This is a genomic window from Parapedobacter sp. ISTM3, from assembly GCF_016533505.1.
GTDB lineage: Bacteria > Bacteroidota > Bacteroidia > Sphingobacteriales > Sphingobacteriaceae > Parapedobacter > Parapedobacter luteus.
The window spans coordinates 1-25,464 of record NZ_JAENGN010000011.1 but is presented as its reverse complement, the minus strand read 5'-3'; the positions used below and the strand labels follow the sequence as shown (position 1 = coordinate 25,464).

The 25,464-nt window shown below is 47.1% G+C and carries 25 protein-coding genes and 1 riboswitch; of the genes, 14 read left to right on the top strand and 11 right to left on the bottom strand.

The features are described 5' to 3' along the window. Positions 1-4: 4 nt before the first annotated feature. Positions 5-1,642, bottom strand: a complete 1,638-nt coding sequence (gene hemC / locus JHJ32_RS14785) for a hydroxymethylbilane synthase (protein ID WP_233632675.1) — start codon at positions 1,640-1,642, stop codon at positions 5-7. A 100-nt stretch (positions 1,643-1,742) separates the two neighbouring features. Next, positions 1,743-2,984 carry a glutamyl-tRNA reductase gene (hemA, locus tag JHJ32_RS14780; RefSeq protein ID WP_200121471.1) on the bottom strand — a complete coding sequence of 414 codons (1,242 nt, stop codon included), beginning with the start codon at positions 2,982-2,984 and terminating at the stop codon, positions 1,743-1,745. Positions 2,985-3,243: 259 nt separating this feature from the next. After that, positions 3,244-3,372: riboswitch (TPP riboswitch) on the top strand. Between the two features lie 52 nt (positions 3,373-3,424). Here hemA and JHJ32_RS14775 point away from each other — a divergent pair. The 4 genes from JHJ32_RS14775 (at position 3,425) to JHJ32_RS14760 (ending at position 8,123) form a co-directional block, all read left to right on the top strand. Then, on the top strand, positions 3,425-5,890 hold the full coding sequence (locus tag JHJ32_RS14775; RefSeq protein WP_200121470.1) for a TonB-dependent receptor: 2,466 nt from the start codon (positions 3,425-3,427) through the stop codon (positions 5,888-5,890). Between the two features lie 129 nt (positions 5,891-6,019). Continuing rightward, positions 6,020-7,255 carry a PQQ-dependent sugar dehydrogenase gene (locus tag JHJ32_RS14770; RefSeq protein WP_200121469.1) on the top strand — a complete coding sequence of 412 codons (1,236 nt, stop codon included), beginning with the start codon at positions 6,020-6,022 and terminating at the stop codon, positions 7,253-7,255. A 30-nt stretch (positions 7,256-7,285) separates the two neighbouring features. After that, the gene (gene dtd / locus JHJ32_RS14765; RefSeq protein WP_200121468.1) at positions 7,286-7,744 is read left to right on the top strand and encodes a D-aminoacyl-tRNA deacylase; all 459 of its coding nucleotides are present in this window, start codon (positions 7,286-7,288) and stop codon (positions 7,742-7,744) included. 52 nt (positions 7,745-7,796) lie between these two features. Next, complete coding sequence (locus JHJ32_RS14760; protein ID WP_079718110.1) at positions 7,797-8,123, top strand: nucleotide pyrophosphohydrolase; 327 nt, start codon at positions 7,797-7,799, stop codon at positions 8,121-8,123. Positions 8,124-8,219: 96 nt separating this feature from the next. Here JHJ32_RS14760 and groL read toward each other — a convergent pair whose 3' ends face one another. The 7 genes from groL to miaB form a co-directional block, all read right to left on the bottom strand. Then, a complete protein-coding gene (gene groL / locus JHJ32_RS14755; RefSeq protein ID WP_079718111.1) occupies positions 8,220-9,857 on the bottom strand; it encodes a chaperonin GroEL in 1,638 nt (545 codons plus the stop codon). Between the two features lie 141 nt (positions 9,858-9,998). Continuing rightward, complete coding sequence (gene groES, locus JHJ32_RS14750) at positions 9,999-10,274, bottom strand: co-chaperone GroES (protein ID WP_079718112.1); 276 nt, start codon at positions 10,272-10,274, stop codon at positions 9,999-10,001. A 284-nt stretch (positions 10,275-10,558) separates the two neighbouring features. Beyond that, a complete protein-coding gene (gene secG, locus JHJ32_RS14745) occupies positions 10,559-10,897 on the bottom strand; it encodes a preprotein translocase subunit SecG (RefSeq protein WP_079718113.1) in 339 nt (112 codons plus the stop codon). Positions 10,898-10,910: 13 nt separating this feature from the next. Continuing rightward, positions 10,911-11,963, bottom strand: a complete 1,053-nt coding sequence (locus JHJ32_RS14740; protein ID WP_200121467.1) for a hypothetical protein — start codon at positions 11,961-11,963, stop codon at positions 10,911-10,913. 59 nt (positions 11,964-12,022) lie between these two features. Then, positions 12,023-12,559, bottom strand: coding sequence for an LptE family protein (locus JHJ32_RS14735; protein WP_200121466.1), 537 nt, complete (start codon positions 12,557-12,559; stop codon positions 12,023-12,025). A 5-nt stretch (positions 12,560-12,564) separates the two neighbouring features. Next, positions 12,565-13,815 (bottom strand): sigma 54-interacting transcriptional regulator, encoded by a 1,251-nt coding sequence (locus tag JHJ32_RS14730; protein ID WP_079718116.1) that lies wholly within the window; start codon positions 13,813-13,815, stop codon positions 12,565-12,567. A gap of 11 nt (positions 13,816-13,826) precedes the next feature. Next, entirely contained in the window at positions 13,827-15,230 is a 1,404-nt protein-coding gene (gene miaB / locus JHJ32_RS14725; RefSeq protein WP_200121465.1) for a tRNA (N6-isopentenyl adenosine(37)-C2)-methylthiotransferase MiaB, read from the bottom strand. A 139-nt stretch (positions 15,231-15,369) separates the two neighbouring features. On the opposite strand from miaB, the gene mutY reads away from it, so the two are divergent. From mutY to JHJ32_RS14680, 9 genes are all read left to right on the top strand, one after another. Further along, the gene (mutY, locus tag JHJ32_RS14720) at positions 15,370-16,422 is read left to right on the top strand and encodes an A/G-specific adenine glycosylase (protein ID WP_079718118.1); all 1,053 of its coding nucleotides are present in this window, start codon (positions 15,370-15,372) and stop codon (positions 16,420-16,422) included. A 24-nt stretch (positions 16,423-16,446) separates the two neighbouring features. Continuing rightward, complete coding sequence (locus tag JHJ32_RS14715; RefSeq protein ID WP_200121464.1) at positions 16,447-16,896, top strand: single-stranded DNA-binding protein; 450 nt, start codon at positions 16,447-16,449, stop codon at positions 16,894-16,896. A gap of 81 nt (positions 16,897-16,977) precedes the next feature. Then, the gene (gene pheS / locus JHJ32_RS14710; protein WP_200121463.1) at positions 16,978-18,018 is read left to right on the top strand and encodes a phenylalanine--tRNA ligase subunit alpha; all 1,041 of its coding nucleotides are present in this window, start codon (positions 16,978-16,980) and stop codon (positions 18,016-18,018) included. After that, positions 18,019-18,432, top strand: coding sequence for a hypothetical protein (locus JHJ32_RS14705; RefSeq protein WP_079718121.1), 414 nt, complete (start codon positions 18,019-18,021; stop codon positions 18,430-18,432). Next, positions 18,432-19,007, top strand: a complete 576-nt coding sequence (locus tag JHJ32_RS14700; protein ID WP_079718122.1) for a TetR/AcrR family transcriptional regulator — start codon at positions 18,432-18,434, stop codon at positions 19,005-19,007. The genes JHJ32_RS14705 and JHJ32_RS14700 overlap by 1 nt, the downstream gene beginning before the upstream one ends. 35 nt (positions 19,008-19,042) lie before the next feature. Beyond that, positions 19,043-20,455 (top strand): 23S rRNA (uracil(1939)-C(5))-methyltransferase RlmD, encoded by a 1,413-nt coding sequence (gene rlmD / locus JHJ32_RS14695; RefSeq protein WP_200121462.1) that lies wholly within the window; start codon positions 19,043-19,045, stop codon positions 20,453-20,455. Between the two features lie 4 nt (positions 20,456-20,459). Next, positions 20,460-20,858 carry a hypothetical protein gene (locus JHJ32_RS14690; RefSeq protein WP_079718124.1) on the top strand — a complete coding sequence of 133 codons (399 nt, stop codon included), beginning with the start codon at positions 20,460-20,462 and terminating at the stop codon, positions 20,856-20,858. A 58-nt stretch (positions 20,859-20,916) separates the two neighbouring features. Then, the gene (locus tag JHJ32_RS14685; protein ID WP_079718125.1) at positions 20,917-21,678 is read left to right on the top strand and encodes a carboxypeptidase-like regulatory domain-containing protein; all 762 of its coding nucleotides are present in this window, start codon (positions 20,917-20,919) and stop codon (positions 21,676-21,678) included. Positions 21,679-21,788: 110 nt separating this feature from the next. Then, the gene (locus tag JHJ32_RS14680; protein WP_317043122.1) at positions 21,789-22,478 is read left to right on the top strand and encodes an OmpA family protein; all 690 of its coding nucleotides are present in this window, start codon (positions 21,789-21,791) and stop codon (positions 22,476-22,478) included. Between the two features lie 65 nt (positions 22,479-22,543). On the opposite strand, the gene JHJ32_RS14675 is transcribed toward JHJ32_RS14680, so the two are convergent. Next, positions 22,544-22,966: a secondary thiamine-phosphate synthase enzyme YjbQ gene (locus JHJ32_RS14675; RefSeq protein WP_200121461.1), complete on the bottom strand. Its 423-nt coding sequence runs from the start codon at positions 22,964-22,966 to the stop codon at positions 22,544-22,546. Between the two features lie 29 nt (positions 22,967-22,995). Between JHJ32_RS14675 and hemW the strand changes: the two genes are divergently transcribed. Beyond that, positions 22,996-24,129 (top strand): radical SAM family heme chaperone HemW, encoded by a 1,134-nt coding sequence (hemW, locus tag JHJ32_RS14670; protein ID WP_200121460.1) that lies wholly within the window; start codon positions 22,996-22,998, stop codon positions 24,127-24,129. Between the two features lie 3 nt (positions 24,130-24,132). Here hemW and JHJ32_RS14665 read toward each other — a convergent pair whose 3' ends face one another. Continuing rightward, positions 24,133-25,335 (bottom strand): 3-deoxy-D-manno-octulosonic acid transferase, encoded by a 1,203-nt coding sequence (locus tag JHJ32_RS14665; protein ID WP_370584524.1) that lies wholly within the window; start codon positions 25,333-25,335, stop codon positions 24,133-24,135. Positions 25,336-25,464 lie beyond the last annotated feature (129 nt).

Sequence of the window (25,464 nt, the reverse complement as noted above, 5' to 3'; positions counted from 1 at the left end):
AAAATTAATAATCAAGTCCAAAAACCGCTTCGGCCAACCCAATTTCGTCCGGTGAATAGGGAAGCGTGTAAGGAAGGCCCAGCTCTTCAATCCGTTTACCTGTAGAGCGTCCGATGCAGATGATTTTTTGTCCCGGTTCGACTAAATTATCCGCAAAATAAGCTTCTACATTAGTTGGACTGGTGAAGATGAGTACATCTGCGTTGGATTTGTCTACATTTGTGTCCATCCGGGTTTGATATACCGGTAAATTGATGATTTTCGTGTCTGCGGTTAATGATTTTTGTATGGTTTCAAGCGAATCCTTGGCTCGCGGGATGAGCACCGTGGTTCCGGATGCTATCTTAGCAAATTCGGTAGCAATTTCTTCCATATTGATGCCTAACCGCTCTCCTGAAAAATCAGGAGCATGCCCAAATTGTCGTAGCATCTCCTCCGAACCCCGTCCGATAACGGCAAATTTTGTCCGTTTGCTGAGCCGTGGTTCTAGTCGGAAAAAGTTTTCTATCCCATTTTTGCTGCCGAAGAAGATCCAGTCTACGTACTTCAGGATGTAGGGATCGAGTTTATTAATGATTGGAAATATCCGGATGAGGGAGCGGCCGTCTACTGCAATGCCATGCTTGGCCATAGCGCGGTAAAAATAGCTTGCAGCTGAGATGTCCCGTGTGATGAATACCTGGGAAGGGAATTTCCGGTTTTTATCAAACTTAGCGGCAATCCGTTCGGCTAAGCCTTCGGGACTGTCGGATGAAAGGTAGAGTCGATCCGGGAATTCGTCCTCACTATCCGCTTTCGACGTCCACACTTCGTACTTGCCCTGCTGCTTGCGGCAATAGCAACCAAGGGGTGCGTGGCATCCCGCGTCGAATAAGTTTAATACTTTGCGTTCTACGGCAATGGTATCAGCTACCTCGGTATCATGAATAGCTTGCAGGACCTGATATAGCGCTTTATCGCTTTCGCGGATTTGTACGGCCAATACGCCTTGAGCCGGAGCGGGGATTATTTCCACGGGAGGCAATTCTTCCACATGAAAGTCGCTTAAGTCTGCAGCTATGCGGGTAAGACCTGCCTTGGCTAACATGATGGCGTCGTAGTTTTCATCACGCAGCTTTTCAATGCGCGTCAGCACGTTTCCCCGCAGGTCGTCAAACTCAAGGTCAGGACGCATGGCCAATAGCTGGGCTTTTCGGCGGTTTGACGAAGTGCCCACAATGGCATTGTGCTTTAGGGCCAGCCTTTTTTTGAGATCGACGCAATCTTTGTGAATAATGAGCAGTTCAGCAGGATCTTCGCGGGAGCTCACCGCTGCAATAGTCAATCCAACAGGGTGCAATGTAGGGAGATCTTTATGCGAGTGAACGGCTAAGTCAATACCTCCACTCAATAACTCTTCTTCCAATTCCTTTGTGAAGAAACCTTTTCCTTCCAGCTTGTCTAACCGTAAATGCTGTACAATATCACCCTGGGTTTTGATAATTTTAAGCTCGGCACGGACACCTATATCGGCCAACCTGTCTTTAATGTAGTTGGCCTGCCATAACGCCAACTCACTACCGCGGGTACCTATAATAAGTGTTCGATCAATTTTTTGTGTGCTTGTTGCCGCAGTATTTACCAAGGGTTCTTCTATTAGCATAAGCAAATTTAATGAATAAAAGTATTACCCCGAACGGATATATTAAAAGAATATAAACATGAGAGGATGAAAGAGGAGCAGATAGCAGAAATTAGCCAATTTAATTGATGTCAATCTGGTTTGTTTTTACCAAGATGTCTTTCGCCATGACCATAGGTACCTTGATGTATTTTTTCTCCATATAATCAATGACTTTTTCGAGTACCTGCCTCGAATTGGCATCCAGTGCATTGACCTCGGAAGCGAAGACCTCATTGAGTGCAAATGAACGGATTTCCTTTACTTTTTCAGGTACCTCACGCATAGCGAGTTCAACGCGGCGTTGTTTTAATATTGGAATAAATTCGCGGATGTTTTCGGCAATAATCCGTTCTGCATGGGCAAGTTCTTCATAGCGCTCCTGTAGATTTTTGGAGGCTATGGCCTGTAGACTGCTTACCTCGATGTAGTGGGTCGGGTAGTGTTGCAGTACATCGGGGTGGACATCGTTTGGAATTGCTAAATCAACAATAACCTTTTTGTCTGTCTCTCCGTTGAGAAGTGATTGATAAAGGGTGGTGTCTACTATTGCTTCAGGTGCACCGGTGCAGGTAATCATGATGTCGAAGCCACCTTTGTAATGCGCCAGTTCACTCAATGGGTAAGCTTTGGCATTGAGCTCTGTGCTCAACGCGAGCGCGTTTGCTAATGTGCGGTTGAATACTACAAAATTGGAAAACCGATGCTTCTGTAAGTATTTGGCTATATTTTGATTGGTTTCGCCTGCGCCGATAATCAGGATGCGTGGATTTTCATGCAATTTCATTTCCCGTAGTTTACGATAGGCAAGCGAAACTACTGAAACGGCGTTCCTGGATATCCGCGTGTGTGTATACACTTCTTTGGCTGTCTTGACTAAACGGTTCATCACCAGCCGTAAAAAGTCGCCCGTAAATCCACTCTGTCGGCAACGCTCGTAGGCTTTGCGCACCTGGGCAAGGATTTCTTTTTCGCCCACCACTAAGCTTTCCAAAGAGCATGACATGCGTAGCAGATGATTGAGTGCGTCTAGGCCTTCATATGTGGTTACCTGCCCCAGAAAACACTCCAGCCGCTCGGAAGGGACACAGAAATTGAGCTTATGCATAAACTCCTTGACAAACGCGGGCTTTAGTTCATGTGCTCCATAAAAGACAAACTCCACACGGTTGCAGGTGCCGATATAAAAAATTTCAGGAATGTCAAAGCTGTTTTTAAGATTAATTAGCCGACTCTCCAGCTCCTCGTTGCAGATAACAAGGTTGCCTAAATCCTTCAGATCCACATGCTTGTGGGTGAATGCTATGACTTTGAGATTCTTCAAGGTTGTACTATGCTCACTAATTTCCGGTAACAAAAGTACAACATCTATGTTCTGACCTGTGTCAGAAACGTGTAAAACACAGATATTTAGAATGGTTATAAATTAACGGTCGCCACGCCTGTCCGGCATAGCGGGCGAAAAGCCCCGCGCATAAAGCAAAAAAGCTCCTGTGCCCAGAAACTGCCAAAATAGATCTTTCTTTTTTACTAACAGCAAAAATACACAATTTGCTATAGCGTAAAAAATAGCATAGATTTGTCCATTCGATTAGGGGTGCCTTGTTTGTTCAAGCAGACACGAATTAAGGCTGAGATCATACCCATTGGCGCCATGGTGCCAAGCACCTGATCCGGATAATGCCGGCGTAGGGAAGGTAAGTTAAATGACGGGACTGCTATGACCCCTTATGGCAGTAATGTTTAACTAAAATACAACTTCAAATGTTTAAAAGATTAATCGCAGGGATTGCGCTAGTTACGTACGCGGGCGTTTCTATCGCCCAGCACAACATCATTGTACAGGTACGGCATGCGGATAGTGATAGGCCTATGCCCGGAGCCTCCGTACGTTTGGAAGGAACCATTTATCAAGGACAGACGGATGCAGAAGGCCAGGCTGTCATCCGCAATGTGAAAGCGGGTGCATACACGATTACGATCAGCCATCTGGGGTACACGCCGGTGGTTCGGCAGGTCGTTCTCAATCAAGAGCAACAGATCCACCTTGAGCTGCAACGGGCTACGCTGCTGACGGAAGAAGTCGTGGTGCAGGCAACACGAGCCACTGAAAATACCGCTACCACCTACAAAAACCTAAGTAAAGCGGATCTCGCTAAAAATAACCTGGGGCAAGATATTCCTTATCTGCTCGATCAGACACCGGGGGTGGTGATTTCTTCCGACGCGGGGGCTGGTATCGGGTACACGAGTATGCGTATACGTGGAAGCGACGCGCAGCGGACGAACGTAACAATCAATGGTATCCCATTGAATGACGCTGAAAGCTTGGGGTCCTTTTTTGTCAATCTGCCGGATTTTGCCTCCTCCATAGATAATATTCAGATACAACGTGGTGTAGGTACTTCTACCAATGGTGCTGGGGCTTTTGGTGCCAGCTTAAACATCCAAACCAATACGCTCAACGCTGAACCATATGCCGAATTAGACAACTCTTTTGGTTCCTACAATTCATGGAAAAATACCGTACGGCTTGGGACAGGGCTTATTGACGATCGGTTTAGTTTCGATGGGCGGTTGTCGCGTATCACAAGTGATGGCTACATCGACCGGGCAACCGCTGATTTACAGTCGTTTTTTCTTTCAGGTGCCTGGCACGGCAAAAATAGCCTGCTTCGTGCGAATGTGTTTGGAGGCAGGGAGAAAACATACCAAGCCTGGTATGGCACGCCGGAATCGCGGCTCACTGGAGACGTGGCGGCGATGAATGCCTATGCCGATGACGATGGATTGAACGACGATGAGCGCAATAATTTGCTGCACTCCGACAGGCGGTATAACAAATACCTGTACGACAACGAGACCGATAATTACCAACAGACCCATTATCAGTTGTTGTTTTCCACAGCCTTGAATGGAAGGTTGACACTAAACACAGCGTTGCATTATACACGTGGTAAAGGGTATTACGAGCAATTCAGGGACAATGATGACTATGTCGATTATGGTTTGCCTCCCGTGGTGATAGAAGGCAACACCATAACAGCTACCGATCTGGTGCGCCAACGGTGGTTGGATAATCATTTTTACGGTGGTACGTATTCACTGGTGTTTGAGAATCATCAGGGGCTCCAACTGACCTGGGGTGGAGGGTATAATCAGTACGAAGGTGGGCATTATGGCGATATTGTGTGGTCTCAGTATCCATTGGCCACAGGGGGAATGTACCCGCCTAGTGTGCGTGGTGCATTCCGGACGGCCTATCGCTACTATGACGGCGATGCAATGAAAAAGGATTTTAATACCTATGCGAAAGCTTCGTATCAACTCGGCAAGTGGTTCTTATTTGCGGATATCCAGTACCGGCATATTGATTACGCCATTGGTGGTATAGACAACGACCTACGTGACATTACACAGGATGCGACCTTCGATTTCTTTAACCCCAAGTTGGGGCTTACCTATCACTTGTCGGCCGCAAGCAATGTGTACGTTTCCTATGCCTTGGCTAATAAAGAACCGGTGCGCAGCGATTTTACTGATTGGCCTGTTGATCAAACACCCAAAGCGGAGCAGTTGCATGATATCGAAGCTGGCTATCGCATCCGATCGCCGCGATTTAATGTTGGTATAAACGGCTATGCGATGCTTTACAAGAACCAGTTGGTACTTACCGGACAGCTCAATGATGTAGGAGCGACTTTGCGCCGGAACGTTGATAATAGCTATCGCATCGGATTGGAGGTTGACGGTAGATGGGCACCGGTACGTTGGTTTACCTGGGGGGCAACGCTCGCTTACAGCCAAAACAAAATAAAGGATTTTATTGAAGTGGTGGGCGATGTGGAAAATTTTTATGAAACCACCGACATTTCGTTTTCGCCGGATTGGGTGGCGTCCAGCGAGCTGCTTTTTAAGCCATGGGAACGCGCTGAACTGGCATTGTTGTCTAAATATGTATCGAGGCAATACCTGGATAATACGGGCCATGCAGGTCGAAGCATTGACGGCTTTTTGGTTAATCATGTCCGCCTTTCCTACAATACGTCCTTGTGGAATTTGAAAAATATCGGGATGACGTTACTGATCAATAATGTTTTTAACGAAAGATATTCGTCAAACGGTTATACATGGGGATACTATATGTCCGAAACCGATAGAATAGATTACAATTTTTATTATCCACAAGCGACAGCTAACTTTCTGTTGGGATTGAATCTCCGGTTTTAGTGATTTGCGCCCTAACGTGGTAATGATGAGTGTGCTATGTGAAAATAGCGGTGCACTTGTTTTTTTGTGTGTAGCCATAGCATTGATTTTTTGGCCAAAATGTCGTTATCTTTAGAGAAATTTTTCGCTATGCAATATACATTCAGATCGATAGGCGCGCTTGCGGGACTCACCTTGATGGTTTCCTCATGCGATTCGTCTGCTCCCCAGGAAAAACAGGATGTCCAGGCGGACTCAACCTATGCGCCTGTGGAAACCAAAGCTCCTAATACGGATTACAAACCGGCTTTTGAGGGGCAGACCCGAATAGCTGGTGTCAAAACCAATACGCCTTATGACGTTACGGTATTGAGTGAGGGGCTCAATAGGCCTTGGGGAATTGCTGTACTGCCGGATGGTCGATTATTGATTACCGAAAAGAGCGGTACATTACGGATAGCTGCACAAGAAGGCAAGCTGAGTGAACCGATTACAGGGCTGCCGGCGGTCAACGATGCAGGGCAGGGCGGCCTATTGGGCATTACCATTGACCCCGCTTTTGAGGGCAACCGTATGGTTTATTGGGTGTTTTCCCAAGATACGCCGAATGGAACGCTTACCGCTGTAGCCAAGGGAAAGCTGGCTGCCGACGAAAAGACCATTGAAAATGCACAGGTGATCTATCAGGCCACGCCGGCGCACAAAGGCAACCTGCACTACGGGGGGCGTATTTTGTTTGACAAGGACGGATATCTGTTCGTGAGCACGGGCGAACGCTCGGACATTGTCACGAGGCCGCAAGCGCAGGATTTGAACTCTGCATTGGGCAAGATACTGCGAATCACAACCGACGGTAAGCCCGCGCCTGGCAATCCTTTTGAGGGCAGGAGCGATGCCCGTCCCGAAATTTATTCGTATGGACATCGCAATGTACAGGGGCTTGCTTTCCACCCGGTGACCGGTGACCTGTGGGAGACAGAATTCGGTCCGAGGGGCGGGGATGAGGTCAATCTCATTCAGCCGGGTAAGGATTATGGCTGGCCCACCATTACCTACGGTATTGAGTATAACGGAAATCTGGTTGGCGATGCCATCCAGCAGCAGGAAGGCATGGAGCAACCGGTATATTATTATGACCCCGTTCTATCGCCCAGTGGGATGACATTCTTTGCCGGTAATTCGATTCCTGAATGGGAAAACAACTTGTTTATTGCCGGACTAAGCAGTGTGCACATTGCTCGACTGGTCATCAAAGACAACAAAGTGGTGGGCGAAGAACGCCTGCTGGAAGATCAAGCCCAGCGCTTTCGTGATGTGCAGCAGGGTAAAGATGGCGCGCTATATGCTGTTACGGATGCGGGACGGCTGTACCGGATTGGCAAGTAACCACTGTAGCTGCCAAAAGGCTCGAAGGAGATGAGGGCTGTTATCCAACGGGTATCTGAGGCTTCGTGCCAGGTAAACGGGGCCGTCACCGGATTGATTAAACAGGGTTTTGTCGTATTGCTGGGAATCGAAGAGGCTGATGACCGTGACGACGTGGCCTGGTTGGCACAAAAGATCGCAAACTTGCGCGTATTCGGCGATGAAAACGGACTGATGAACAGATCCATTCAGGATATCGGAGGCAATGTTTTATTGATATCGCAATTTACGCTGTTTGCACAGACAAAAAAGGGCAACCGTCCTTCTTTTATCCGTGCGGCGAGACCTGACAAAGCGATCCCGCTGTACGAGGCCATGGTAGCGGAGTTATCTGCCCGCTTGGGCAAGCCTATCGCGACGGGGGTATTCGGTGCCGATATGAAGGTTTCGCTTGTCAATGACGGGCCGGTTACCATCGTTATGGATACCAAGGATAAAGACAATCATTAGGTTAACAGCCCAACACCTTAAACGTGTTGTGCACATCAATAACACACTTATCATGACCATTAAAGAGGCGCAGGAACAAATCGATCACTGGATTAATACGACGGGCATCCGTTATTTCAACGAATTGACGAATACGGCTATCCTTATGGAGGAAGTAGGGGAGGTAGCCCGTATTATGGCACGCAAATACGGTGAGCAGTCCTTTAAAAAATCAGATGAGCAGGTGGATCTTGCCGATGAAATGGCGGATGTGCTTTTTGTGCTAATCTGCCTTGCAAACCAGACAAATATAGATCTTACCGACGCTTTGGTTAAAAATCTTGAAAAGAAAAATATCAGGGACGCGGATCGGCACCGGAATAACGAGAAGCTTAGTTAACTAAACCAAATTGAGCTTTAAAGAAAAACGGTACATCACTTTCGAGGATGTACCGTTTTTGCGTATATGATGGTCCCCGGCGCACCGGGGCAATTGTTACATCATTCCGCCCATGCCTCCACCCATTGGGGGAGCACCAGCGCCAGGTTTTTCTTCTTCTGGCTCATCTGCCAAAACCACTTCGGTGGTCAACAGCATAGAAGCGATAGATGCAGCGTTTTCCAATGCTACGCGAGATACCTTGGTCGGATCGATCACGCCTGCACCAATGAGGTTTTCGTAATCACCCGTACGTGCGTTGTAGCCATAATCTGCTTGGCCTTCTTTGACCTTCTGCACAACAATGGCACCTTCGATGCCGGAGTTGTTGCAGATTTGACGCAACGGCTCTTCGATGGCCCGTTTGACGATTTCGATACCGATGTTTTCGTCTTCATTGGCCCCCTTAAGGTCTTTCAATGCCTCGCCGGCACGGATAAATGCCACACCGCCACCAGCTACGATGCCTTCTTCTACGGCAGCGCGGGTTGCATGCAATGCATCATCTACACGGTCTTTCTTTTCTTTCATTTCCACTTCCGTAGCGGCACCTACATACAATACCGCCACACCACCAGCCAACTTGGCTAAGCGCTCTTGCAGCTTCTCGCGATCGTAATCAGACGTGGTAGTTTCGATTTGGGCTTTGATTTGGTTTACGCGACCTTTGATGTCCTCAGGATTACCGGAACCGTTGATGACAGTGGTGTTGTCTTTGTCAACAACGACTTTTTCAGCTTGCCCCAAGTAACTGAGGTCGGCATTCTCCAATTTGAATCCTCTTTCCTCAGAGATAACAGTGCCTCCGGTAAGGATTGCAATGTCTTCCAACATCGCTTTACGGCGATCGCCGAAGCCGGGAGCTTTTACTGCTGCTACTTTCAGCGAGCCGCGAATCTTGTTTACCACCAAGGTAGCTAAGGCTTCGCCGTCAAGATCTTCAGCAATAATCAGCAGTGGCTTGCCTGTTTGTACTTGTTTTTCCAAAATGGGAAGCAATTCCTTCATGTTGCTGATTTTCTTGTCATAAATCAGAATGTAAGGATTTTCCAGCTCCGCTTCCATTTTGTCTGTATTGGTTACGAAGTAAGGTGAGAGATAGCCGCGATCAAACTGCATACCTTCTACGGTTTTCACCTCAGTTTCAGTACCCTTGGCTTCTTCAACAGTGATGACGCCGTCTTTGCCGACTTTTTCCATTGCTTCAGCAATCAAGGAGCCGATTACTTCGTCATTGTTTGCAGAGATGCTGGCTACTTGTTTGATCTTGTTATTGTCTTCGCCGACTGTTTGCGATTGCGATTGCAAGCTTTCAACCACGGCTGCTACAGCCTTATCGATACCGCGTTTCAAATCCATTGGGTTAGCACCGGCGGCTACACTTTTCAAGCCGGGGGCGATTATGGCTTGCGCCAATACAGTAGCGGTGGTCGTACCGTCACCTGCTTGGTCGGCAGTTTTTGAGGCTACCTCTTTCACCATTTGTGCGCCCATGTTTTCAAGCGCGTCTTTCAATTCGATTTCTTTTGCAACGGTGACACCGTCCTTAGTGATTGAAGGTGAGCCGAATTTCTTTTCGATAATCACATTGCGTCCACGTGGGCCTAATGTGACCTTCACCGCATTTGCCAACGTGTCTACTCCTCTTTTTAGAGCATCACGCGCTTCCACATTATACTTTACTTGTTTTGCCATTTTTTTAATTGATTTGAGATGTTAAACATGCGATCCGAGATCTCCATGAGCCAGTCGCTATCTCGCAATCGTAACCTATAAGTTTACCATTAATTATTAAATACCCACGAAGAAAATTACATCGAGGTCCGATTGTACTAGCTAAACAATAGCGTAGATATCGGATTCCTTCATGATTAAATACTCTTTCCCTTCGTAAGTGATTTCGGTGCCGGCATACTTACCATACAACACTTGATCGCCTACCTTTACAGTCAAAGGTTCGTCTGTTTTTCCAGCACCAACGGCCACGACCGTTCCTCGTTGTGGCTTTTCCTTCGCAGTATCCGGGATGTAGATACCTGATGCGGTCTTCTCCTCTGCAGGGGCAGCTTCCACCACCACTCTGTCTCCGATAGGTTTAATACTTAACGCCATAATTGATTTTATTTAATTTTTAATATGTGTTTTTAATTTTCCTCTCTCCTTACTTCATCAACTATGCCAAGTCTTCGTTCTTCCCCGTGGCCTTGCCATTTTTTCACTTTTATGACCGGTGGATGAGCAAGTGTTTCGTCATATCGGTGTCAGGATGTCAGTGTAGTTGGCAGTAATGTGCGGCCCGAATTATTGGGTTGTTTACCAAAGAAAAGAAAAAGCCTCACGGATTTACCGGAGGCCTTCAGCCTTATGTCATGTCAGCAACGGTTATGTTGCCGTTCTTATTGTGTCGTGTCGGTATCCTGTGTTGCTCCGGGGATTTCGGCCGGCGGAACAGGGGAAGTTGCTGGAGCCGTAGGGGTGATTTGGTCTGTCAAGCCACCGCCGCTAGTGCCCGTGGAAGGTCCCATAACGTTTAAAATGAGTGAAAACACCATGATAGCAATAACCAAACCCCATGTGCCTTTTTCCAGGATATCGCCTGTGCGCTTTACGCCCATCAGGTTGGTGCCTCCGGCAAATCCAGCAGCCAATCCGCCACCTTTCGGATTTTGAATAAGCACAAGAAAAGACAATAGGATACAGGCCAAAATAATCAATATGATCAACAACGTTTGCATGTTCTGTATTTCGTTACGTTAATTTATTCTCTAATTCAGCTATTTGAGCGGCAAAGTAAGCACTTTTTTCGGGATATTTCAAACTTAATTTTTTATAGATGACGATGGCCTTTGGATAGAGCCCTTGCTCTACATATATTTTTGCCAACGTTTCCGAGACCAGTGTCAACTGATCTTCGGCACTTTTCCGGGCTTTATTTTCCAAATCAATTTTATCCGCAGAAGGTGGTTTAATTTGGGGTTCCTCGCGGATAAATCGCTCAATAATGGGGTTTATTTTTTTGGGAATTTGGAAAGACACCGTTTGAGACCTATACTCAGCGCTCAATTTTTCTTCAGGAGATTGTAAGTGGAAGATGTTTTCCTTGATTTGTTGATCCAGTATTTGCCCATCGTCTTGCTTAAACGCAGGCTTCTGATAGGGGAGCCGGTTGTTAAGCGGTGCATAAGGTTGATAAGTATGCGCAAACTCCATTCGGGTTTTATTGAGCCACCAAAGGAAACTATATGGCATGTGCTCGTCGTTATAAAGGCTCACGCGTTCATGCGGGGTTGCCTGAGACAGCGGTACGACGTCTTGGGGGGGCTTTTCGGTTTCTTCAAGCTCGGCTTTGTGTTCGGTTTTTTCCTCGAAAACAAAATAGTCGATACTTGCAGGGTGTTCAATCAGCTTGGCATCATCACGTACTTCTTCTCCAAGAGCAGGTTGGGCCTGATCTGGTTGCGCCGCGTCAATCACTTCTTGTTCAATGACCGTGGAGCCTGTTTCGGGTGCCGCTATATCCGGAGATGCGGACTCGACACCGCCCGTTGTCAAACCGGTATCCTGGTTCTCGCTTTCCTCGGAGATGATATCGTTATGTAACCAACGGACAAATGGGGTAAATAATAAAGCAGATTCGGTATATGAACCGTGCTCTTGATAGCTTTTTCGTGCCTGAATGTGTCTCAACGGCTGCGAATACGGATACCGGTCAATGAGTTTTGACAGCGTTTCATCATCAACACCCAATGGATCGGATAATGCTTTGTTGTATAATTCTTTATAATCTTCTATGTGCTCCACTACCTGTTCTTTATATAAAGATTGCCAACGTTTAATTGTTGAGCCGGTGTTTGACTTGGTTACCAATTAGCAAATGCCTGGTTGAAAATGTCTTCAGTAAGCATCTGGTTTATATCACGTATTAATGCCTCTTCCTGAGCAGGGATAGAACCACCCGCTGAGGAAAAATCTTTAAATCGGGTGAATGCCTGCTCAAAATTGTCTTCGGGCTTTTTATTATTGGTGTATTTTACATTGACTGTTATCGAAAGCCTATTGAGGGCAGCGCGATCGGTGCCTGCCTCCACTGCGGCCGGTGCAATACTGTAACCGGTAATCCGCCCTTCGAAAATCGCGTCGCCGTCATAGTCTACTTGGCTGAGGCTGGATTGGCTTCGTATCCGTTCTTTCAGCGCCTCGGTGAATGATTGGCTGAGCGTGGGGTTGACTATCGGCGCTGTATTTTCAAAAAACTCTACGGTGTATGTTTTTGTTCCCTCGGGGATAGATCCTCCCGTAAAGCTGTATTTGACGCCGCATGCTTGAATGAGTATAGCAGCAAACAAGAATAATGCGCGGTGACGTAGTTTTGCTCCTGTGGTATTTGGTGCTCTCATGCTACTCAATTCAAATTTAGATCCTTTATCTTCCTGTATAAGGTACGTTCGGATATTCCCAATTCTTGTGCGGCGGATTTGCGTTTGCCTTTGTGTTTTTTGAGTGCTTTTTTGATCAAATCAGACTCTTTCTCTACCAATGAAAGCGATTCCTCTTCTACCTCTTCGGCCTCTTGGGTGTGAAAATGAAAGTCTTCGCTTTGCCCTCCCGCTTGCGGATGATGAATAGTCAGCGTAGAAGGCGTCCCCAATTGTTCGGGAGCAGCGCTGTCCACCTCCCGGTATAGTTTGTTGATATAGGGAGAATTGTCTTCAACTATTCTGGAATTGATTCCATTTTGGATGATTTCGACGACTAGCTTTTTGAGTTCTACCATATCTTTTTTCATGTCGAACAGCACCTTGTAAAGCAAATCGCGTTCAGAGAAATCGTCCTTTCCTCCGGCTGCTACATGTACCGGTAAGGTATTCCGGTTATCCGTTGGCAGATATTGCTGAAGTATCTGTGCGTCAATCAGCCGCTCCTTTTCCAGTACGGCGATTTGTTCGGCTATGTTTTTCAGCTGTCTTACATTGCCCGGCCAAGGGTAGTTGCCCAGCAACTGTTGGGCATCTTCGGTCAGCTGTACATTGGGGCTACGGTATTTGTCGGTGAAGTCTGCTACGAACTTCCGAAAGAGCAGATGGATGTCTTCTTTTCGGTCCCGCAATGCAGGTATACGAAGCGGAACGGTGTTGAGCCGGTAATAAAGATCTTCTCTGAATTTGCCTTTTTGGACAGCATCATAAATATCCACATTCGTAGCTGCTACCACACGCACGTTAGTCTTTTGTACCTTTGAAGAGCCAACGCGGATATACTCGCCCGTTTCCAAGACGCGAAGCAGCCGGGCTTGCGTGCCCAGCGGTAATTCACCTACTTCGTCCAAAAAGATAGTGCCGCCGTTTACCACCTCGAAATAACCTTTTCGGGCCTCATGTGCACCGGTGAACGAGCCTTTTTCATGGCCAAAAAGTTCCGAATCTATGGTGCCTTCCGGAATGGCTCCGCAGTTGACCGCAATGAAAGGGCCATGTTTGCGTGCGCTGAGTTGGTGGATAATGTGTGAAAACACTTCTTTACCGCTGCCGCTCTCACCGGTGATTAATACAGAGATATCGGTAGGAGCCACCTGCCGGGCAATATCGATGGCCCGGTTCAGCAGGGGAGAATTACCTATGATCCCGAATCTATTTTTGATGTCCTGAATATCCATATAGTATTTCGCTAACCGATAATCCTACCAATCAACGTTGCCGAAGTACATGACTCGACATGGACGTCTACATAATCGCCTTTTTTATAACGTTCGTCTATAGGAAAAACGACCATGGTATTCTGATCATTGCGTCCGCAATAATCTTTGTCCGAACGTTTGGATGTGCCTTCGATAAGCACTTTGTGTACTTTGCCCACGTATGTTTTCAGCCGTTCCAGACTATGCTCGCGTTGGCGGTCGACTACTTCAGTTAGACGCCGCTTCTTCACTTCCTCGGGAATGTCGTCGGCATAGCGTTTAGCTGCCAAGGTGCCCGGGCGTTCGGAATATGCGAACATATAGGCAAAGTCATATTTTACGTAATCCATCATGGAGAGCGTATCTCGATGTTCCTCCTCGGTTTCACTGCAAAAGCCGGTGATGACGTCGGTTGATATCCCGCAATCCGGAATAATCCGGCGAATGGCGTCTACGCGTTCCATGTACCATTCTCGGTCATACGTGCGGTTCATCAGTTTCAATATCCGGGAGTTGCCGGATTGTACGGGCAGATGGATGTATTTGCAGATGTTTTCATGCTTCGCCATGGTGTGCAATACCTCGTCGGTGATGTCTTTGGGATGCGATGTGGAGAAACGAACACGTAAAAGCGGATCTACCAAGGCCACCATTTGGAGCAGGTTGGCGAAGTTTATATTTTCATACTTGTAAGAGTCTACATTTTGCCCCAAAAGGGTTACTTCCCGATATCCGGCATCAAAGAGGTCACGGGCTTCTTTGACAATGGATTGCGGGTCTCGGCTCCGTTCGCGGCCGCGTGTGAAAGGCACCACGCAAAACGAGCACATATTATCGCAGCCGCGCATAATGGAGATAAACGCAGTAACCCCGTTTGTGTTGAGGCGTACGGGGCTGATGTCTGCATATGTTTCCTCGCGCGACAGCAGAACATTCACGGCACGGGAGCCCTCATCTACTTTTTCAATCAGGTTGGGGAGATCTCGGTAAGCATCAGGCCCCACAACCACATCCACCAGCTTTTCTTCTTCCAGGAATTTGGATTTCAGGCGTTCGGCCATACACCCCAGCACACCTACAACCATACCTGGGTTCTTGGCTTTCGCAGATTCAAATTCTTTGAGCCTATTGCGCACACGCTGCTCCGCATTTTCACGGATGGAGCAGGTGTTGATGAACACCACATCCGCTTCTTTGTAGTCACGCGTGGTTTCAAATCCCTTGTCGAGCAATATGGAAGCAACGATTTCACTGTCGGAAAAGTTCATTTGGCAGCCATAGCTTTCAATGTATAACTTACGGCCGCTGCTTTTCTGCGGATCTTTTTCTAAGATCAGCGCCTCCCCTTGCCGTGATTCGTCGTGTTGTTTCGTACTTGTCGGTGTCTCAAACATCGCTAGTTAATTAAGCCTACAAAGGTAATAATAAAATTTTAATGAATGACAGTTTGGCAGATTGCAAGAAGCGATCGATAACAAAACAATGGCGGAACCACGGGTGGTGGGTGTAAGAAAAAATTAGGAATTTTGCAGCATGGCGTTTTCAAGCGAAATCATTGGCTGGTATCAGCAATACAAACGGGACCTTCCATGGCGTCACACCCGTGACCCCTATGTTATCTGGCTTTCCGAAGTTATCTTGCAGCAAACCCGGGTTGAACAAGGGCTTCCCTATTTTCTCCGTTTTCTGTCGCATTACCCCGATGTTATCGCATTCGCTAACGCCCCTGAGGACGAAATATTGCTCCATTGGCAGGGTCTGGGCTATTATTCGAGGGCACGTAATATGCATAAGGCCGCTCAGGCGGTTGTTTCAGCATATGGAGGTGTCTTCCCGACGAGATATGATGATCTTATTCGGTTGCAGGGCATTGGCGAGTATACCGCAGCCGCTATCGCGTCTTTTGCGGCTAATGAAGCCCGTGCCGTGGTTGATGGTAATGTATTCCGGGTATTAGCTCGTTATTTTGGGATTGATGAACCTATCAACTCATCGAAAGGGAAAAAGCTTTTTCTAAAGTTGGCTGATGACCTGCTTGATAGGACGCACCCCGGCCTTTACAACCAAGCAGTGATGGAGTTCGGTGCTATGCAATGCAAACCTAAGAATCCGGATTGCGCCAATTGTGTACTTCGCTTGGACTGCCGCGCATTTTCTGAAGAACGGATAAGCCAGTTGCCTGTAAAATTAAAAGGAAAAGCCAGCCGCAACCGCTATTTTAACTATTTTGTGGTTGCAGCTGAGGGCCGATTGTTGATGAATAAACGAGGAAAAGGAGATATTTGGGAGAATCTTTATGAGTTGCCGATGATAGAGACGCCCTGCCTTATGGGGATACACGAATTGGCCGGTCTGCAGGAAGTGGTTGAATGTTTCGGGGAACAAGCAGATTTGCGTTTAGTGGCGGGCCCGGTCAAACACGTGCTAAGTCACCAGAACTTGTTTGCCCAATTTATCGCTGTCGACGCAAATGAAGGGTATGTTAGCAAAAAAATGAAATGGAATTATGTTTTTACGAAAGATTTAGGTACATTAGCTAAACCGAAGCTGATTTATTCGTTTTTAAAGGATTATATGGTTGAATAGCGTACCAATTATACCTAAATTATTATGTCAGGCATCAATAAAGTTATTTTAGTAGGTCACTTAGGTAAAGATCCGGAAATTCGTCATCTGGAGGGAAATGTTACGGTTGCAAGTTTTCCTTTGGCCACTTCGGAAATGTTTAATAAGGATGGACGGAAGGTTGAACAGACCGAATGGCATAATATTGTCATGTGGCGAGGATTAGCAGAAGTAGCGGCGAAATATTTATTTAAGGGTAAACTGGTGTATGTAGAGGGTAAGCTGAGAACACGCACCTATGAAGATAAGGAGGGAATTAGGCGCTATACTACTGAAGTGGTAGCTGAAAACTTTACCCTACTGGGCCGTAAAAGCGACTTCGAGCCTTCGGGCGGTCAGGGCAATACAGGGCAGCAGCCTGCAAAAAAAGTAGAGGGTGATAGCACTGTCGTGGATTTTAAGGAAAACGAAGGCGAAGAAGATGCCTTGTTTTGACCTATTGCAGGGGTATTAGGCGGATATCACTGCTGATTGCGATAGCCAAAAGCTTAAGAGAATTTTCATATCTTTGGCGTCATGTTGCAAGAGAAAATACAGCAGTATTCCGAAGAGATTGAACGGTTTGTACCCCAATCTTATAACGATGTAGAAGCATTCCGGCTTAAATTTTTAGTGGCTAAAGGTGTAGTGCGTACTCTATTCGAAGAGTTTAAGTCAGTATCCCCCGATCAGAAACGTTCCCTCGGGAAAGTCCTTAATGAATTTAAACAAGCGGCCGAACAAAAATATCAGCATCTGCATGAGCAGTTCGCTTCGAATAAGCAAACTTCCAAAAAGAAGGCAGAAGCGGATCTTACCTTACCGGGCGAGGGTTTTGTGTTTGGCTCGCGCCATCCCTTATCTCTGGTTCGGAAGGAGATTGTCGAGATATTCAAGAAACTAGGGTTTATCGTTGCAGAAGGACCGGAGATTGAAGACGATTGGCACAACTTCACTGCGCTTAATTTTCCGCCTGAACATCCCGCGCGAGATATGCAGGACACATTCTTTATTAAGAAACAGCAGGGCAATGACATCGCGCTGCGTACCCATACGTCTTCTGTGCAGGTGAGGATGATGGAAAACGGCGAGCCGCCATTCCGGGCCATCATGCCTGGGCGAGTATACCGCAATGAGGCGATATCCGCTCGCGCTCATTGTTTTTTCCATCAGGTTGAAGGACTGTACGTTGATAAAGACGTGTCCTTTGCTGACCTCAAACAGACATTGTACTACTTTGTGCAAGAATTGTTTGGTGAAGATACCAAGGTACGCTTCCGCCCGTCTTATTTTCCCTTTACGGAACCTTCGGCAGAGATGGACATCAGTTGTACCATCTGCAAAGGAAAGGGTTGCGCGATGTGTAAGGGAACAGGTTGGGTGGAAATTCTCGGCTGCGGGATGGTTGACCCAAATGTACTCGAAAACTGTGGCATCGATAGCTCGACATATAGCGGCTTTGCCTTCGGTATGGGTATCGAGCGCATTACCAACCTCAAATATGAGATCCGGGATCTGAGGCTATTCTCTGAAAATGATGTACGCTTCTTAAGCCAATTTGAAACAGAACTTATATAGATGATTAAAGCGGCTGGGTATATTGCGCTTTTAACGGCCGTAGTACTGCAAGTGGCCTGCAAGAAGGGGGGGTGCAATGTGGTTCAGGATGTGCCGGTCATGGAACAGGTTTCGATGGTCCAGTATTCTCAACTTTATACGCCAGGAGGGTATGCCGTAACCCAGCGGGGCGGTGTAGCTGGGCTGATTGTCGTGAATACCGGGCAAGGATATGTCGCCTATGATCGTTGCAGCACGGTGGATGCTGGAAGACGGTGTGCTGTGGAAGTAGAAGAAGGGGGGCTTGTTGCCAGGGATCCGTGCTCCGGTGCACGCTATTTATTAATAAATGGATCGCCTGCTGAACTTGCGGAGTGCCCGCTTAAACCCTATCGGGCACAACGGAATGGCGAAACCATAATCATATCAAATTGATGGAAGCCGACAAAGTAAAAGAATCGATCAAAAAGGCAGCCCGAGAATTATTCCGGCGCTATGGCTATAAAAAAACCAGCGTCAATGAAATCGCCCGGAAAGCAAAAATCGCCAAAGCTACCATTTATAAATACTTTGACAGTAAGGAGCTGGTTTTACATGCTATCCTAATGGATTACATCCGTGAGAGCGTAGACGATTTATTGGGTAAATACAGCAAGCAGGCCGATCTTGAAACGTATTTGAGCAATACCATTTTGCGTGTAAGCCGACTCACCTACACCATCTGCAACGAGTTTTTAGGTTGGGATTTCATCCGTGAATCCGCCAATACACAGGAGTATCTCCGTACTTTATCAGACGATTTGGAGTTTTTGCTCGTCAGCTCGTTTATCGGCAATACGGAAATCGGTAAAGCAGTGGCACCGGATAAACTTACCTTTCTTATCAAGGCCAGCAAGAACATTGTGTTTTCATTTGCTTTTACATCGGTTAGTGAGGCCGACGTGCGGAAGAATTTTGTCTCCTTCCAAAAGGAAATCTTGCCGTATTTAGTCAAAGCCACGGTAGATTAGGTTGTGGTAAAAAAACGCCGTACCTTTGCATCCTTATGAGTAAAAGAAGGATGCTGCCTGAAGAACGGCAGCTATCGGATATTTCAATTATAGACATTGCCGAGGCAGGCAAGGGGGTCGGTCGCGTAGGCGAACTTGTCGTCTTTGTAGACAAAGCCATACCCGGCGATGTGGTAGATGTAACGCTGGTTCGCAAGAAAAAGAATTTTGCTGAAGCGAAGGTCACACAACTCAAAGACGCGTCGCCTTATCGCGTGACGCCTTTTTGCCAGCATTTCGGCACATGTGGGGGGTGCAAATGGCAACATATGGATTATGGCGCGCAATTGACCTACAAACAGCAGAGCGTGGCCAATGCGCTTTCACGTTTGGGGGGTGTCGACACTTCAATGATGGAGGCCATATTGCCGGCTCCACAATCTCAATATTACCGCAATAAGCTGGAATATACCTTTTCAAATAAGCGATGGCTTACCCACGTCGACGACGAACAGGCAAGCCTGGAGATGAACGCGTTAGGCTTTCACGTGCCATCCCGTTTCGATAAGATTCTTGATATTGAGCATTGCTATTTGCAGCAACCGCCGTCAAATGATATCCGCAATAAATTGAGGGCGTTTGCTTTGGCGCGGGGGATATCCTTTTACGACCTCCGGCAGCATGAAGGGGCGCTGCGCAACTTGATTATCCGTACGGCTTCTACCGGCGAGCTGATGGTTATTGTTGTGTTTGCCTACGCCGATCGGGATGTTATCGAACAAACCATGGCGTTCCTCCGACTGGAATTTCCGGCGGTTACTTCCTTGCTTTATATCATTAATCAGAAGAAAAACGATACGATCTTTGATCAAGAGATCCATGTCTATGCCGGTCGTGACCACATTTTCGAAGAGATGGAAGGGTTACGGTTCAAAATCGGCGCAAAATCATTTTACCAGACCAATTCCGCACAGGCTTATGAACTCTATAAAATAACCCGTGATTTTGCCGGTTTTGAGGGCAATGAACGGGTGTACGACTTGTATACGGGAGCAGGCACCATTGCCAATTTCGTTGCCCGGCACGTACATGAGGTCGTTGGCGTGGAATATGTACCCTCCGCAATTGAAGATGCAAAGATCAATTCCGCGATTAATGGCATTCAAAACACTCGGTTTTATGCGGGGGACATGAAAGATGTACTAACCGACCAATTTGTTGAAACACAGGGCAAGCCGGATGTCGTTATCACTGACCCTCCGAGGGCTGGAATGCATCCCGATGTGGTGATGCGGCTTTTAGCCATTGGGGCAGCTAAGATTGTGTATGTCAGTTGTAATGCTGCTACGCAAGCCCGGGACCTGGCGTTACTTCGTGAGAAATATGAGGTAAGCCGGATTCGCCCGGTGGACATGTTTCCGCATACGCAACACGTCGAAAATGTAGCTTTGCTTACACTCAAAGGATAAGGTTATGGAATTACAAGATTTGCTTGGTGCTCAAGCGGGTGATGATGGGCAGCCGAAGAAAGAAAGCCCGTTAAAAAGCCTTAAGGCGGATTTGGATTTTTATAGGGAGTCCATTAAAGAAATTGCGGTGGAGATTATGGCGGAAGGGTTGTCCGCTTACCCGATTTTTATTGCTCATCAGCACGAGGTCAATCTGGGTGAATTGATATTGGATAAGAACGAATTGGGTACCGCATGGTCTATCCACGCTTCCACTGTGGAGGAATTCGTGTCCCGTGGAATTATCAAGGAAGAACGGAAAACTCATTTCATCAAACAGTACAAAAAGCCGGAGGATTTTATGTGTGTGTTTGTTATCGTTCCCGAAGGAGCCAATTTTGTGTTCTATCCGTATAACGTATGATTTGCCCGCTCGGATAAGAAAACAAAGCCGTTAAACGTTTAGGAAAAAAAGCAGTCAAATGGAAATAACTATGAGTCGCCGTACTAAAATAGCGCTGATTGCTTCCGTCTGGCTGTTGCCGTTTTGGCTTTACGCTCAAGAGTCGGGTATAATCCGGGGCATTGTGGTCGAGGCGGGCACGAGTAAGCGAATAGGGAACGTGACCATTGTGAATCAACGTACCGGTCAATCAACGGCCTCCAGTAGTTTGGGTACCTTCGAGATAAACGCGTCGGTTGGTGACACGCTTATCGCAAACAGCATGGGTTACCAGTCGATGACCACTGAGGTGAAAACATTGAGCGATATCTTGATTGATATGCGGCCGGGGAGTATCATGCTGGAACAGGTGGATGTAAACCGGATGAGTAAGGAGGCCGAACTCCGTGATGCTATGCGTAGTTATAGGAAGCAAGGAGTATATTACGATGGTAAGCCGCCGGCATTGGCCTATATATTCAATCCGATCACTTCGCTTTATGAGCTATTGGGGCGTACACCGCGGAATGCACGGCGCTTTGGTAATTACATGGAAAAAGAACTTGAGGAGACCGAGGTAGACAGAAAGTTCAGCAGGAGCAAAATTCGGGAGTTGACCGGTCTTGATGGTGACGATCTCACTAACTTCATGATTTGGTACCGCCCATCTTTCGAAAAGGCGCAGTATTGGGGTGAGTACGACATCACCGCTTACATCGTTGATTCGTTTAAACAGTTCGACCGAGATGGTCGCCCGGCTGCCCCAAAGCTGCCTAAACTGGAGGCCAACCCCGTCAAATAGTGCATAAGTCTCTTTTAGTGTGAATTGGACGCATCTCTTTAAGGTTAGTACAGTTTGGCATTTGGTTTGTGTTTATCCCGTACAATAAAAAAAAGACAATTGTTATGGTAATGATGAATAGAAAAATAGCCTTGATGGGACTTTCAATCGCTACATCAGCAATGCTGCTTGGAAGTTGCAGTACTATCCAGTCAATGAGCAATACCCAGAAAGGTGCAGCCACGGGAGCAGTGGCCGGTGGGGCATTAGGCGCTATCATCGGCAATAAGGCGGGCAATACAGCGGTTGGCGTGCTCGCCGGAGCAGCTATCGGCGGTGTGGCTGGTGGATTGATTGGCAAAAAGATGGATAGGCAAGCTGCGGAGATCGAACGGACGGTGCCCGGTGCGGAAGTTATCAAGGCTGACGAAGGCATTATTGTAAAGTTTGATTCAGGCATATTATTTGACTTTGATAAAACAGAGGTCAAACCCGCTGCCCGCGAAAATATCGGTAAGCTGGTTGCTTCGCTCAATCAGGAACCCAATACCGATATCTTGGTCATTGGGCATACCGATAACAAAGGGACCGACAGCTATAATCAAGGATTGTCCGAACGCAGGGCAAAAGCAGTAAGGGATTACGCGGTGTCGCAGGGGTTAGCTGCCCGCCGTATTAAGACGGAAGGGCGTAGCTTTCATGAACCCATAGGAGATAATAATACGGAAGCCGGGCGTGCTCAGAACCGCCGGGTGGAGATAGTCATCGTAGCAAACGACAGAATGAAGGAGGAAGCACTAAAGGAGGCAGGTGATTCCTAATTCCTGATTTAGCAAAATCGCTGATAGAGCCGCAATATGGAGATAGCCGTTTGCGGCTTTTCTGTTTATATTCCCCAGGCCGTAATCATCAACCTCCTGCTGCCGCCGTGATTTCGATGTTCACAAAGGTATATTCCCTGCCAGGTGCCCAATGCAAGCCTTCCATTTTCAATAGGTATGGTTACCGAAACCCCCATCATCGATGCTTTAATGTGGGCGGGCATATCGTCGGCTCCCTCGTAGTCATGGCGATAATCTGGATCGTTTTCGGGTACGGCCTTGTTGAAATAGGTTTCAAAATCCATCCGCACCGTAGGATCCGCATTTTCGTTAATGGTGAGCGATGCAGATGTATGCTTGATGAAAATGTGGCATATTCCTGATCTCCAGTTGGTAATGGGGGATAGTCGTTCTTCTATCTCCTTTGTGATGAGGTGGAATCCTCTTGGCCGTGCGGGCAATATAAGCTGTTGTTGGAAGATTTCCATGGTTCGAAAGATAAGAATATCTTTGCAGTATGGCTGGCATTTATTTTCATATTCCTTTCTGCAAGCGGGCATGCCATTATTGTGACTTTCATTTCAGCACCTCGTTGAAGTATAAAACGGAAATGTTACAGGCCATGCAGCGGGAAATTGCTATGCGGGCACGTTATTTAAATGGGCAGCCGGTAGAATCCATTTATTTCGGTGGCGGGACACCTTCGTTGCTCGACGCAGATGATATCCGGCAGCTTATAGACGGCGTTGCGGCTCACTTCCCTGTTCGGTTTGATGCTGAGATTACCCTTGAAGCCAATCCTGATGATCTCAGCAATGACAAACTGCACGCACTGAAGGATTCACCTGTCAATAGGTTTAGTATAGGCATCCAATCCTTTTTCGAAGAAGATTTGCGCTGGATGAATCGTGCGCATACTGCTGATGACGCGCAGGCGGCGATCAGGCGCGTGCAGGATGTGGGATACACCAATGTCACTGCCGACCTTATTTATGGCTATCCTTTGCTGACAACTGGCAAATGGGAGTATAACATCGGCAAATTGCTGGAATTTGGCGTGCCGCATATCTCGGCTTATAGCATGACTGTGGAGCCACAGACCGCGCTGGCTGCTTTTATCCGTAAGGGTAGGCAGCCCGCTATGGATGAAAAACAAAGTGCGGCCCAGTTTGAATACTTGATGGATGCACTCCATATCGCGGGCTACATCCATTATGAGATATCCAACTTTGCTAAGCCTGGAAACTATGCTCGTCACAATAGCAATTATTGGAAGGGGGTTCCTTATCTTGGCGTCGGCCCATCGGCCCATTCATTCGATGGGCAGAGCCGGCAATGGAATGTGAGCAACAACATGAAATATATCAGGGCAATACAGGCGGGCCAGTTGCCGTTTGAACGGGAAGAATTAAGCGAACAGGATAAGTTCAATGAATATGTGATGACTGCGTTGCGGACGATATGGGGCCTCCACTTAGATAGGGTGGAGCAAATGTTTAACAACCAATATCGGGATGCACTTTATTCAGGGCTACAACCTTTTATAGCGAATGCTGAAGTCGTGCTGGCGGGAGAGGTAGCTACACTTACAAAAAAGGGTAAACTACTCGCGGATTACATTGCTGCGGAACTATTTGTTGAAAGTTCGTAAGGGCTACCACCTTTCTTTTAAGTAATTAAGTATCCGATCGGTTGCGCCCGCATGCGCCAATACGTATTGCCGTGCGATATTTCCAGCTTGCTCCCGATTTTGTCGACTGGTCATTTGGCCAAAAATAGTTGCCAATTCGGTCGCATCCTCCACACTGAAACCAGCACCTTTGGCAACCAAGTCTTTGGCTTCCTGAAATTTATGGTATTTAGGCCCAAAAATAACTGGAATCCCATACGTGGCCGCTTCCAACGTATTGTGTATACCTGCTCCAAATCCTCCGCCGATATACGCTATCGAGCCATAGGCATATAACGAAGAAAGCATGCCGATGCTGTCTATGATGAGGACGTTTGCCGGTGGTGGGGAGCCGGTGGTGAGTGATGGAGAACCTGTAGTTGATTGGCTATTGTTTGAAAACCGGATGGCTTGTGGGAATAATTTCTCAATGGTGCTGAGGTGGTCTTCGTGGATCTCATGCGGAGCGATGATGATTTTCCACGAGGGGAACCTATTGTGTAGGTCCGCTAATAGGTGTTCGTCTTGCGGCCAGGTACTTCCGGCTACCAGCACGGGATTGCCATCGGCAAACGCTTCGATTTCAGGGATAGGATTCCGTGTTTCGGGGAGCATAATTACGCGGTCGAAGCGGGTGTCGCCTGCGAGCTCTACATTGGTGAAGCCCAAGCTGTTCAGCAATACACAGCTTTCCTCGTTCTGGGTAAAAAAGTGGGTTACATAACCAAGCGTTTGACGAAAGAACCCTCCATACCACTTGAAGAATACCTGGTCAGGCCGGAAAATAGTCGAAATAAGGAATAACGGCACCTTGTTGGCGGCCAATGTCCTAAAATAAAAATGCCAATATTCATATTTCGTAAATATGGCTATTTCGGGATTGATTAGTCGGATAAAGGCCGCAGCATTGCGGGGCGTATCTTCGGGTAGGTAAAATACGTTTGCTGCCAAAGGTGTATCTTTCCGTATTTCATATCCGGAAGGAGAGTAAAAAGTGACAACGACTGGCTTATCCGGCCAATGAATTTTTATCGCTTCCAATACCGGGCGGCCTTGTTCAAATTCGCCTAAAGAAGCAAAATGAAACCAAACGCAACCTTTGTGCCCATCGGCTTCCTCGGCGACCTGTGCAAGCAATCCTTTCCGTCCATGAACCCACTTTTTTGCCTTGTCGTTGAAAGGCGACAAAATCCAAATTAATAGCCCATAAATTTTAATTCCGAAGAAATAGATCACCCGCATCTTGACGTAAATCCTTATATTCGCAACAAATATATCAAAACCGTTTCCTTAATCGGTTATACTGCGCAATTATGT